At 73.1% G+C, this 11,530-nt stretch carries 9 protein-coding genes; 5 read left to right on the top strand and 4 right to left on the bottom strand.

All coding sequences use genetic code 11. From position 1 onward, the window contains the following. Window positions 1-55 precede the first annotated feature (55 nt). From ACIBNE_RS33740 to ACIBNE_RS33730, 3 genes are read right to left on the bottom strand one after another with little or no spacing between them, the layout of a single operon-like run. Entirely contained in the window at window positions 56-286 is a 231-nt protein-coding gene (locus ACIBNE_RS33740) for an MbtH family protein (protein WP_399278459.1), read from the bottom strand. Continuing rightward, entirely contained in the window at window positions 283-2,850 is a 2,568-nt protein-coding gene (locus ACIBNE_RS33735; protein ID WP_399278457.1) for a condensation domain-containing protein, read from the bottom strand. The genes ACIBNE_RS33740 and ACIBNE_RS33735 overlap by 4 nt, the downstream gene beginning before the upstream one ends. A gap of 2 nt (window positions 2,851-2,852) precedes the next feature. Then, entirely contained in the window at window positions 2,853-4,610 is a 1,758-nt protein-coding gene (locus ACIBNE_RS33730; protein ID WP_399278455.1) for a carbamoyltransferase, read from the bottom strand. A gap of 264 nt (window positions 4,611-4,874) precedes the next feature. On the opposite strand from ACIBNE_RS33730, the gene ACIBNE_RS33725 reads away from it, so the two are divergent. After that, on the top strand, window positions 4,875-6,128 hold the full coding sequence (locus tag ACIBNE_RS33725) for an MFS transporter (protein ID WP_399278453.1): 1,254 nt from the start codon (window positions 4,875-4,877) through the stop codon (window positions 6,126-6,128). Here ACIBNE_RS33725 and ACIBNE_RS33720 read toward each other — a convergent pair. Next, on the bottom strand, window positions 6,088-6,807 hold the full coding sequence (locus ACIBNE_RS33720) for a LuxR C-terminal-related transcriptional regulator (RefSeq protein WP_399278450.1): 720 nt from the start codon (window positions 6,805-6,807) through the stop codon (window positions 6,088-6,090). The two genes, ACIBNE_RS33725 and ACIBNE_RS33720, sit on opposite strands and share 41 nt — an antisense overlap. Before the next feature lie 44 nt (window positions 6,808-6,851). Here ACIBNE_RS33720 and ACIBNE_RS33715 point away from each other — a divergent pair, with 44 nt between their 5' ends. From ACIBNE_RS33715 to ACIBNE_RS33700, 4 genes are all read left to right on the top strand, one after another. Then, window positions 6,852-7,436: a TIGR00730 family Rossman fold protein gene (locus tag ACIBNE_RS33715; RefSeq protein ID WP_399278448.1), complete on the top strand. Its 585-nt coding sequence runs from the start codon at window positions 6,852-6,854 to the stop codon at window positions 7,434-7,436. A 230-nt stretch (window positions 7,437-7,666) separates the two neighbouring features. Then, window positions 7,667-9,292, top strand: a complete 1,626-nt coding sequence (locus tag ACIBNE_RS33710) for a flavin monoamine oxidase family protein (RefSeq protein WP_399278446.1) — start codon at window positions 7,667-7,669, stop codon at window positions 9,290-9,292. Between the two features lies 1 nt (window position 9,293). Then, complete coding sequence (locus ACIBNE_RS33705; protein ID WP_399278444.1) at window positions 9,294-10,277, top strand: DMT family transporter; 984 nt, start codon at window positions 9,294-9,296, stop codon at window positions 10,275-10,277. A gap of 121 nt (window positions 10,278-10,398) precedes the next feature. Continuing rightward, window positions 10,399-11,460 (top strand): protein kinase family protein, encoded by a 1,062-nt coding sequence (locus ACIBNE_RS33700; protein ID WP_399278923.1) that lies wholly within the window; start codon window positions 10,399-10,401, stop codon window positions 11,458-11,460. Window positions 11,461-11,530: the final 70 nt, after the last annotated feature.

Raw genomic sequence — 11,530 nt, 5'->3', positions numbered from 1 at the left:
AGGAAAATGGCGGACGGAGGTGCTCGTACGGGGTGGGGTGCCGGGGCCGGCCGGCTCACGCGGCGGCGGCCGCCGCGCGCTCGCGGACACCGCGCGGGCGCATGTCGGTCCACACGGCGTCGATGTGCAGCAGGCACCGCGACTTCGGGCCCCGGGTGCCCTCGTCGCGCCACCCGGCCGGGTTGGCCCGCTCGGCGGGCCACACGGAGTACTGCTCCTCGTCGTTGACGACGACCTTGTACTGGGCTTCGGTCCCGGCTTCGGTCTGGGCTTCGGTCCGGCTCATCGTGATGACTCCCTGTCGTGGTTCGTACGGGTGGGCGCGGCGGCGCCCCGGTCGGCTCCGGCCAGCAGGGCGCGGCGCTGCTGCGGGGTCATGTCCCACATGCGCAGCACCGCCCCGGCCACGCGCCGGACCAGCCCCGGGTCGTCGGCCGCCGCCAGGACGGCGCCGGCCTGCCCGGAGACGGTGTGGGTGCGGAACAGCGCGGCCACGGGGACCGCGGTGCGCAGGGTTTCCCGCAACGCGGCCCGCAGGCGGGTCACGTCGAGGGAGCGGCCGCCGAGGGCGAAGAACTCGCTGTAGGGGCCGAGCGATTCGGCGGGCACGGACAGCACGTCGGCCCACAGCCGCACGAGCACGCGGACCACGGGATCGTCGGCGCCCGCGCCCCCGGTGTTGTCGGCCCCAGTGCTTTCGGTCCCGGCGCCACGCAGCACCGGCGGCGCCCCGAGCGCCCGGACGGCCAGTGCGGCGACCCGCTCCCGGGGTCGGTCGAGCAGGGACTCAAGCAACCGCTGGAAGTCCCGCGCGAACCGCTCGGCCCACGCGCCGTCGAACAGGTCGGCCGCGTAGGTCAGCAGCCCGCGGACCTCGCCGCCGTCGAGCGTCACCGTCAGGATCAGGTCGAGCTTGGCGGCGCCGGTGTCGACGAGGTCGTGCGTCCACTCCAGGCCGCAGGGCGCGGCCACCCGGGCCTGCTCGGCCAGCTCGAACGCCACCTGGTACACCGGCGGCCTGCCCTGCCCGCGCACCGGCGCGAGCTCCCCGAGCAGCGTCTCGAACGCCACGTCCTTGTGCGCGAACGCGGCGAGCACCCGGGTCCTGGCGCGGTCCAGCAGCTCCTCGAAGTCCGGCTCGCCGGTGGCGTCGCCGCGCAGCGGCAGCATCGTGAACAGCGGACCGATGAGGGACTCCGTGTCCGTACGGTCCCGCAGCGCCACGTTCGTGCCGACCGCAAGCCGGTCCTCGCCCGTGCGGTGGTGCAGCAGCGCCTGGAACGCGGTGAGCAGCACGCAGTACGCCGTGGTGCCGTGCTCGCGGGCGAAGTCCTCCACCGCGCGCGCCAACGGCGCGTCCAGGGCGAACGGCACACCGGCCCCCGCCCCGGCCGCCGCGCCGGACGGCGGCTTCCCGGTCGCCAGGTCGAGCAGCGGCGGCACGCCCTCCAGCTCGGCCCGCCAGAACCGCAGGGCCCGCTCGCGCGCCTCCCCGGTCAGCTCCGCCCTCTCGTGGGCGGCCACGTCCCCGTACTGCACGGCCGGTTCGGGCAGCCGCACCGCACGGCCCTCGCGCGCCGCGTCGTACGCCTCGGCCAGCTCGCCCAGCAGGACGCCGAACGACCAGCCGTCGTGCACGAGGTGGTGCAGGTCGAGCAGGAGCACGTGGCGCTCGGGCGCGAGCCGCAGCAGGCGGGCCCGCACCAGCGGCCCCGCCGCGAGGTCGAACGGCTCCCGCACGAGCCGCGCCATGAGGTCGCGGGCCGCCTCGTCGGGATCCTCCTCGCCGCTCAGGTCGTGGCCCTGCCAGGGCAGCGCCACCTCGTCGACGACCTCGGCCCTGGGCACGCCGCCGTCCTCGACGAAGACGGTCCGCAGCACCTCGTGCCGCCGCAGGACGACGGCCAGGGCGCCGCGCAGCACCTGGGCGTCGAGGGCGCCGCGCACCGCGAGGGCCCACGGCATGTGGTACGCGGACGTGCCGGGCACCGTCTGCTCGTGCAGCCAGATCCGCTCCTGGGCGTACGACACGGCGGGCGGCGTCCCGGCGGGCCGCGGCAGCGGGGCCGCGGACCGCACCTGCCCGTACCGCGCGCCCAGGGCCCGCTCGACGGTCTCGGCCACCGTGCGCACGGTCACCGCCGTGGACATCAGCTCCCGGGTCCGCTCGATGCCGAACAGCTCGTGCAGCCGGTTCGAGGCCCGCACCGCCGCGAGCGAACCCCCGCCCAGCGCGAAGAAGTTCTCGTCGCGGCCGATGACGCGGAAGTCCTCGAAGCCCAGCAGCGGCGCCCACAGGCGGGCCACGGTGCGCTCCACGGGCCCGACGGGCGGCTCGGACGGGGCCGCCGCCTCCGGGGCCGCGACCGGCTCGGGGACCGGGACGGCGCGGCGCGCGGCGAACGGCGGCCGGTCGGTGCCGGTGTGGCGGGCCGACCGCTCCCGGGCGGCGACGAGGTCGGCCAGGAAGTCGTCGATGCCCGCGCGGGTGTAGCGGTCGCTGTCGTACTCCGCGGTCAGCGTGTCCGCCTCCAGGAGCAGCACCACGGCGCTGTCCAGCGCCTGGGCCCGCTCCCGCAGTCCGGCGTCCGCGTCCCGCAGGTCGGCGACCACCAGGGGGGCCGCAGGACCCGTGCCCCGGGCCCCGTCGGCGCCGAGCACGTCGACCACGGCGTCGGGGCGGCCGGTGTAGTGGCCCAGCACGGCCCGTACGGCGTCGGCCAGCGGCGCGCGGTCCGTCTCGACCCACGGGGTGGAGCTGCGGTCCCTGAAGTGCTGCGGCGCGAGCGGCGCCGGGCGGTCGGGGGGCAGCGCCACCGCCGTGCCGCCGGACGGGGAATCGGCGCGCACGCTCAGCGCCCCTCGTCCGGGTCGGCCGTGCGCGTCACGAGGACGTCGCCCAGCACCAGGTGGTCCAGGCGCGAGCGCAGGTACGTGCTCAGCGCCAGCGCGGGGTCGGCGATGACCGGCTGGCCGCGCAGGTTGAAGGAGGTGTTGAGCAGGACGGGTACGCCGGTCAGCGTCCCGAAGGCCCCGATCAGCTCCCACAGCCGCTCGTTGTCCGAGCGCCGCACCACCTGGATGCGGGCCGTGCCGTCCACGTGGGTGATGGCGGGCAGCGCGGAGCGGAACTCCTCGCGCGTGCGGACGGTGAACAGCATGTGGGCGTGGCGCGCCGACTCGCTCCGGGTGATCTCGAAGTACTCGTGCGCGTCCTCCTCGCGCACCACGGGGGCGAACGGGCGGAAGTCCTCGCGCTGCTTGATCAGCCCGTTGAGCCGGTCGCGCATCTGCGGGTCGCGCGGGTCGGCGAGGATGCTGCGGTTGCCCAGCGCACGGGGCCCGAACTCCATCCGGCCCTGGAACCAGGAGACCACGTCGCCGTCGGCGAGCAGCTTCGCCACGTCCGTGACCAGGTGCGCGCGCTCCTCGTAGGGACGCGTGACGCACCCCGGAGCCCCGGCGAGCAGCGCGTCGATGTCGGCTGCCGGGAACTCGGGACCCCAGTAGGGCATCGTCATCCGGCCGGGCGCGGCCGTCCCGGGCTGCGACTGGTGCACGTGAAGGGCCGCGCCGAGCGCCGAACCGTCGTCACCGGCGGCGGGCTGGACGAAGACGTCGTCGAACAGCCGGCTGCGGGAGATGACGCCGTTGGCCGTGCAGTTCAGGGCGACCCCGCCGGCCAGGCACAGCCTGCGCAGGCCGGTGCGCTCGGAGAAGTGCCGCAGCACGTGCGTCAGCGCCCGCTCCAGGGCCGTCTGCACGGCAGCCGCCATGTCCATGTGCCGCTGCTCCAGCGGCTCGCCCTTCTCGCGCGGCGGACCGAAGAGCCGGGTCAGGCCGCGCAGCGAGCCCGCGTGGGTCTCGTGCTCGCGCCAGTCCCGGTTCTCGCCCAGCAGCGGCACGGAGAACGTGCCGTCGGGGCCGAGCCGCACCAGCTCGTCCAGCAGACCGGCGTGGCGCTCGCGGTCGCCGTACGGGGCCAGGCCCATCACCTTGTACTCGTCCATCGCGAACTCGAACCCCAGGTGCAGGGTCGCCGCGCCGTACAGCGAGCCGAGCGAGTGCAGCGCGGGAACGGTGTGCAGCACCTCCAGGTCGCGGCCCCGCCCGGCGGCGACGGTCAGGCTCTCCGTCTCGCCCATGCCGTCGGCGACCAGCACCAGCGCCTCGTCGAAGCCGCTCAGGTGGAAGGCGCTCGCCGCGTGCGCGAGGTGGTGCGGGACCGGGACGAAACGCGTCTCCCAGTCCAGGTCGGGCCAGCGCTCCGCGAGCTGGGCCCGCATGACCTCGGGGGAGTACACCTCGTCGAACCTGCGGCGCGTGTACGCGCTCGCGTCGTCGAGCTCGGAGGGCCGGTAGTCGAATCCGTACGCGACGCGGTCGACGTCCGCCATGTCGATCCCCGCCCGGCGCAGGCAGAATTCGATGGAACGGACCGGAAACGCACCGGTCGCCTTCTCACCGGTGAACCGCTCCTCGGCGGCGGCGGCCACCACGCCGTCCTCCGTCACCAGGGCCGCCGCCGAATCCAGTCCCTGGACAATTCTGTAATGCCGCGGATCGAGCCCCGGCAGCTCCCGCCTCTTGAAGGCGATGCCGTTTCCCATTCCGCTGATTCCGATAACTCGCATGGGTTCCCGCCTCGTTGTCGACTGACGGGGCCGACAGTAGGCCGACGGGAATGCGCCGTCCCCCGTCTCAAGACGGGGACGGAACTCCACCTGTGGAATGGGGCGGCGCCCGCACCGGGCGCGTTACTTTCGGCCGTCGGCGGCACCGGGCCGCACGGACCACCCGCGTCGGGCGCACGGCCAACGGCCGAGCGCCCCCGGGTACTTCAGCCTTTCAGCCGAGAACCCGGAAGGAACCGCATGGTCACCGAATCCCCGCCCGAGACAGGTGCGCCGACCACACCGCGACGGGGCGGGTTCGCCCGCCTGTGGACCGCCACGACCTTCACCGCGCTGGCCGACGGCCTCTACCTGATGGTCCTGCCGCTCGTCGCGCTGGACCTCACCCAGTCGCCCAGCCTCGTCTCCGGCATCCGCGTCGCCCAGACCCTCGCGGGCTTCGCGATCGGCCTGATCGCCGGGTACCTGGTGGACCGCTACAACCGCAAGCGCCTGACCATCCACGCCAACGTCGTCCGCGGCGCCTGCATGCTCGCCCTGGCCGTCGCCGCGGGCGCGGACGGCCTCACCCTGCCGATGCTGTACGCGGCGGCGTTCCTGATCGGGGTCGCCGAGACCATCACCGACACCGCCGAGCAGGCGCTGGTCCCGATGGTGGTCGACAAGGAGCGGCTCGGCCGGGCCAACAGCCGCATCTACGGGGCCCAGACCGTACTGAACGACTTCGTCGGCGCGCCGCTGGGCGCGGCCCTGCTGGCCCTGTCCACCGCCGTCGCGCTCTACACCCCGGCAGGCCTCTACCTGGCGGCCTGCGTCGTCCTGCTGCCGCTGGCCGGCCGGTTCACCGCCCAGCACACCGAACCGCTCGGCTCCATCTGGACGGGCATCGGGGAAGGGGTCCGCGAACTGCGCAAGGACCGCGACCTGTTCGGCCTCGCCGTGTTCCAGAGCGGCACGCAGTTCGTCAACATGGCCTTCTTCGCGGTGTTCGTCGTCTTCGCGGTCGGCTCCTCGTCCGCGATGGGCCTGTCCGAGTTCGGCTACAGCCTGCTCATCACGGCCGCCGCGGCCGGCGCCGTGACGGGTTCCGTCTGCGCCGACCGCGTGATCGGACGACTGCCCGGCCGCACCGTCCTGCTCCTGATGACGGGCGGCCTCGCCCTGTGCTTCGGCGTACCGGCCGCCTCGTCCCAGCCCCTGGTGGTCGGCGCCGCGCTCGCCGTCTCCGGCTTCGTGACGGCGGTCGGCGGCATCTTCACGATGTCCTTCCGGCAGGCCCTCGTACGCGAGGAAATGCTCGGCCGGGTCACCGCCGGAAGCCGGATGCTGTCGCTCGCGGCCCGCCCGCTGGGCGCGCTCGCGGGCGGGGCCATCGCCCAACTCGCCTCGCCCCGCGTCCTGTTCGTGTTCCTCGCGCTCCTCATGGTGGCGGCGGTCCCGCTCGTGTGGCGGATCACCGCCGCACTGCGGTCATTTCCGGGCTCCGCTCCCTGACCAGGTAGTCCGCGATCCCGTGCCGGTACGCGAACGCCGCCGCCTGGAGCCGGTTGCGCAGATGGAGCTTCCGCAGCATCTGCGACACGTGGTACTTCACGGTCGGCTCGCCGATGAACAGCTGGGCCCCGATCTCCACGTTCGACAGGCCCTGCGCCACCAGGGCGAGCACCTCCCGCTCGCGCGGCGTGAGCACCTGCGCCACACCGCGCGAACGGGCCCCCTGGCTCCCCGAGAGGTGGGTGAGCAGGAAGCCCGCGACGCGCGGATCGAGATAGCCACCGCCCTCCAGCACGAACCGGATCGCCCGCACGAACTCCGGCGCCCCGCCGTCCTTGAGCACGATCCCGGCCGCCCCGCTGCGGGCGGCCTCCAGCACGGAGGCGTCCGGCTCCCTGACCATCAGGATCGCGCGCGGCCCGCGCTCCCGGGCGGCGGCCCCCGCCGCCCGCACCCGCCGGGTCAGCTCCACCCCGCTGACCCCCCGCAGATCCGCGTCCACCAGCAGCACGTCGGGCCGCAGCGCCTCCACCAGGGCGAGCCCCCGCGGCCCGTCCCCCGCCACGCCCACGACATCGAGCTCCGGCACACCGCCCAGCACGGACGAGATTCCCGCCCTGGAGATCTCGCTGCTGTCGCACAGCAGGATCCGCGTCGTTCTGCTCATCGTCTCGTGCACGGCAAACCTCTTTTCGAACTATGGATTCCAAGGAGCGGGAAAACATGTCCACGACCGTTTCCACCGTCAAACGCATCGGTGTCCTGTGCGGCACGTGCCGCCCCGGAACGGGACGGAAATACGTAAGGGCCGCCCACGAACTGGGCGAAGAACTGGCACGCCGTGGAGCCGGCCTCATCTACGGAGCCGGCGGCACGGGAATGAAGGACGCGATGGTGAAGGCCGTGGTCGCGGGAGGCGCCCCGGCGACCGGAGTGTTCCACAGGGAGGAAGAGGTCTCCCCCGTACGCGGGGAACTCTTCATGGTCCGTACGACCCAGGAACGCACCGCCCTCATCCACCGCCTCTCGGACGCTTTCGTCGCCCTGCCGGGCGGTTACCGGACACTGGACGAACTACTGGAGATCATGGTTCGCAATCAGCTGTGCCTCCCGCGGAAGATGACGGTCCTCCTCAACGTCGACGGCTTCTTCGACCCGCTGCTGGCGATGATCGACCGGATGGAGACAGAGGCCTTCTCCTCTCCGTCGGACCGGATCGCCTTCCGTGCGGTGGCCACACCGGTCGAGGCCCTGGACGTCCTCGGCCTGAGGAGCACCGGGAGACGCGCGGAACCCGTCACGGTCTGACCGGACCCGCCCGCGCCGCCGGTGCGCCCACCACCGCCGCGAACGCCGTCACCGTGCCAGCGCGGCCTCTACGCCCCATCAACGCCACATATACGCACAGCTCATTCGATGCCGGTCCGGGCCGGGTCCGGAGCCCCGACACCCGCATGTGGCAAGGGCGTAGAGATCACGATCCCGCTGCCTGAAGCGACCTGTACCTGACATCTACACGGCACGTACGCTCCCGTGCCATGGGGGAATATCCAAGAAACCGCGGCCTCAGATCCGCCGCTGTCGGCACCGCCGCCGCCACCGCCACCGCCGCCGACACAGCCACCGCCGCCACCGCGACGGTCAACGACTCCATCTTCGACGAGAACTTCCGGTTCCCCGCCGACATGATCGACGCCCACCGCTCGCCCGGTGGCCGCGTCGCCGTCGTGGGCGGCGGGATATCGGGCCTCGCCTGCGCCTACGAACTGTGCCGCAGGGGACTGGACGTCACCGTCCACGAACGCACGGCACGGCCCGGCGGCCGCATCCGCACCCACCGCTTCTGGGACGGCACCCACGCGGAACTGGGCGCCATGCGCATCCCGTCCAACCACCACACCACCATGCACTACGTCCGCCGCTTCGCCCTGCCCACCAGGACCTTCGTCAACGCCAACGAGGACGCCTGGCTCCACGTGAACGGCTCCCGCGTACGGGCCCGCGACGCCCGCCTCCTCACCCGGCACCCCGACCTGGGCGCCGCCGAGGACCGCGACCCGCGCGCACTGCTGGAAAAGGCCCTGCACGAGGTCTGGTTCGGCTTACGCCCCGAACAGCGCAAGGCCGTCCTCGCGGGCGAGACCCACGACCCCGAGCTCCAGCGGCTCGCCGCCACCTCGCTGTGGCAGCACGTCGGCAGGCGCTTCACCCCCGCCGCCTGGGAGATCGTCGGCCACATCAGCGGCCTCGCCCACTACGAGCACGCCTCCCTCCTCGAAGTGCTCGTCGACTACTTCGGCCTCTTCCACGTGGCACAGCTCGAACTGACCGGCGGCATGGACACCCTGGTCGCCGCCTTCGCCGACCGGCTGCCGCCCGGCACCCTGCGGCTCTCCTCCCGCGTCCAGCGGATCCACGTCGGGGGCGAAGCCGCCGAAGACGGCGTCACCGTAGGCGGCCACGGCCTGTCCGGCGCCTTCACCGAACGCTACGACTGGGTCGTCTGCGCCCTCCCGGCCCCCGCGGCCGACCAGATCCGCTTCGAACCCGACCTCCCCGGCGAACAGCGCGGGGCCCTGCGCGGCATCCACTACGCGAGCAGCAGCAAGACCCTCCTGCACGTGGGGCGCAGACAGTGGGAACTCACCGACGGCGTGTACGGCGGCGGCAGCTTCACCGACCTCCCGATCCAGCAGTGCTGGTACCCCTCCGACAACGCCCGGCCCGACCCGGCGCACGACCGGTGGCGCCCCGTGGACGCGGACCGCTCCCACGAACCGGCCGCACTCACCGGCGCGTACCTCTGGGAGGCCAACGCCCGCCGCTTCGCCACCCTCCCCGAACAGGACCGCACGCGCCTGGTCCTGGAGTCCCTCGAACGCCTCCACCCCGGCATCGCCCGCACCGTCGACGACGTCGTCCACTGGAACTGGGACGAACAGCCCGGCATCGGCGGCGGCGCCTTCGCCTACTTCGCCCCCGGCCAGCACGGCCGCTACTTCGCCCGACTGGGCGCCCCGCACCCGACGAGCCGCCCCCGGGTCTTCTTCGCGGGCGAACAGCTCTCGGTGGCCCACGCCTGGATCCAGGGGGCGCTGCAGTCGGCCCTGACCGCGGTCAGGGCCGTACTGGACCGCGCCGAGGCCCGCCACCAGGGCCTCTGAGGTGCCGGGCGACGGGAAGTCGCCTCCCGGCGGGCCCGCGTCCCCCACGGAGGCCGCGACCGGCCCGAGCGCCCCCGGCAGCCGCTGGGCCCCCGCGACCCTGGCCGGGGTCAGCGCGGTCTGGGGCGCCAACTACACCGTGAACGCCTGGGGACTGCGCGACTTCACGGTGATCGGCTTCAACGCGCTCCGCTTCCTGCTCGCCGCGCCCCTCCTGATCGCCCTGACCCGCCGCACGGAAGGAGCGCTCCGCGTGGACCGGGGCCACTGGCCCCGCCTCCTGCTCTCCTCGGCCGTCGGAATGGTCGGCTACCAACTGGCCTTCACGGCGGCCGTACGCCTCACCCTGCCCGCCACCGCCGCCGTCCTCATCGCACTGTCCCCCTTCTTCACCGCCGTGTTCGCCCGCCTGGCGGGCGAACGCAGCACCCTGCCCACGTCCAGGGCCGTCACCGCGGGCACCGTGGCCTTCGCCGGAGTGGTCCTGGTGGTCCTGGGCACCCCCACGACGAACACCCAGGGCCAGAACACCTGGTACGGAACGGCGTCCGCCCTGCTGGCAGCCGCGCTCTGGGGCTGGTACCCGGTGATCACCCGCCCCCTCCTGACGCACCACAGCGCCCTGCGGATCACGGCCTGGACCTCCACGGCGGGCGCCGCCGCCCTGCTCCCCCTGGCAGCGGCCACGGGCTTCACCCAGCACGCCGCCATCGCCCCCAGGAGCTGGTTCGCCCTCGCCTACTCGGTCGCCTTGGTGACGGTCGCGGGCCTGGTGCTCTGGTACCGGGCGGTGGCCCGAGCGGGATCGGCGCCCGTGATGCTCTGGATGTTCGCGGTCCCGGTCACCGCCGCCCTCTTCGCCGCCCTCACCGGCGAACAACCCCTGACCCCGCCCCAAGCCGCGGGCTCAGCAGCGGTGCTCCTGGCCCTGGCCCACGCCCAACGACCCGCACCCCGCCCCACCGGAGGGGGAACTCCCCGGTGAGGCGCCACGTTCTCGTCACCGACATCGACGGGCACTCGCACTCGCACTCGCGCACGCGCCCGCGCACGGGTACGGAAACGAGGCGGGCACCTTGACGCACACGGCGGTCGAGCGCCCCGACATGTCGCACGACGCCCGCGTCGCCGCCTACGGCACGCTCTCCACGTCCCTCGCCCTGCGGAGCGACCGCCGACTGGCCGAGCTGGTGGCCGCCGCGGTGCCGCTCGGCTCCGGCATCGGCGGGAAGTCCGCGCTGCTGGAGGTCGAGGGGAAGCCCGTCTTCGTGAAGCGGGTCCCGCTCACGGACCTCGAACTCCTGCCGGAGCACGCACGGTCCACCGCCAACCTGTTCGGGCTGCCCGTCTTCTGCCAGTACGGCGTCGGCGGGCCGGGCCCGATCGCACCCGCCTTCGGGGCGTGGCGGGAGCTGGCCGTCCACACCATGACGACGAACTGGGCCCTGGAAGGCCGGTACCAGGGGTTCCCGCTGATGTACCACTGGCGGGTACTGCCGGACTCCTCGGAGAGTTCCGGGGAACTCCCGGACGTGGAAGGGATCGTGGACTACTGGGGAGGCGGCCTGGAAGTGCGCCGCCGCATCGAGGCCGTCCAACAATCCACCACGAACCTGACGCTGTTCCTGGAGTACGTCCCCCGGACGCTCCACGAATGGCTCACCGACCGTATACGGGCCGGCGAAGAGTCCGCCGACCGGGCCTGCGCCCTGGTGGAAAGCGAGCTGGAGGCCGGCACGTCCTTCATGAACGCCCGCGGACTGCTGCACTTCGACGCCCATTTCCACAACATCCTGACCGACGGCCGACGCCTCTACTTCACCGACTACGGCCTCGCCCTCTCCTCCCGCTTCGACCTCTCGCCTTCCGAGACCGGCTTCTTCGAACGGCACAGGACCTACGACCGCTGCTACACGCGCAGCTGGCTGGTCAACTGGCTGCTCACACACCTCTACGGCCACGAATACAAGAGGGAGGAACGCCCCGCGCTCATCCGGGCGTGCGCGAAAGGAGAAGTCCTGCCGGACGGCCCGCGCGAGGCAAGGAGGATCGTCACCCGCCACGCCCGGCTCGCCGCGGTGATGACGGACTTCTACGGCAAGGTCCAGTGCGAGAACAGAAAGACCCCGTACCCCTCGAAGCTCCAAGACCTCACAGCAACCGCATGAGTTCCACCCGCGTCTCCTGAGTGTCCGCGCTCCTTGGCCGCTCACCCCGGTGAGCGCTTCGTCCTGTGAC

It is taken from the genome of Streptomyces sp. NPDC050504 (assembly GCF_044458065.1).
Lineage (GTDB): Bacteria > Actinomycetota > Actinomycetes > Streptomycetales > Streptomycetaceae > Streptomyces.
This window is presented reverse-complemented; position numbering and strand designations above follow the sequence as displayed.

Coding starts and splice junctions, on each gene's coding strand:
- ACIBNE_RS33740 (WP_399278459.1), bottom strand. CDS start 286: ATGAGCCGGACCGAAGCCCAGACCGAAGCCGGGACCGAAGCCCAGTAC.
- ACIBNE_RS33730 (WP_399278455.1), bottom strand. CDS start 4,610: ATGGGAAACGGCATCGCCTTCAAGAGGCGGGAGCTGCCGGGGCTCGAT.
- ACIBNE_RS33725 (WP_399278453.1), top strand. CDS start 4,875: ATGGTCACCGAATCCCCGCCCGAGACAGGTGCGCCGACCACACCGCGA.
- ACIBNE_RS33715 (WP_399278448.1), top strand. CDS start 6,852: ATGTCCACGACCGTTTCCACCGTCAAACGCATCGGTGTCCTGTGCGGC.
- ACIBNE_RS33710 (WP_399278446.1), top strand. CDS start 7,667: ATGGGGGAATATCCAAGAAACCGCGGCCTCAGATCCGCCGCTGTCGGC.
- ACIBNE_RS33700 (WP_399278923.1), top strand. CDS start 10,399: ATGTCGCACGACGCCCGCGTCGCCGCCTACGGCACGCTCTCCACGTCC.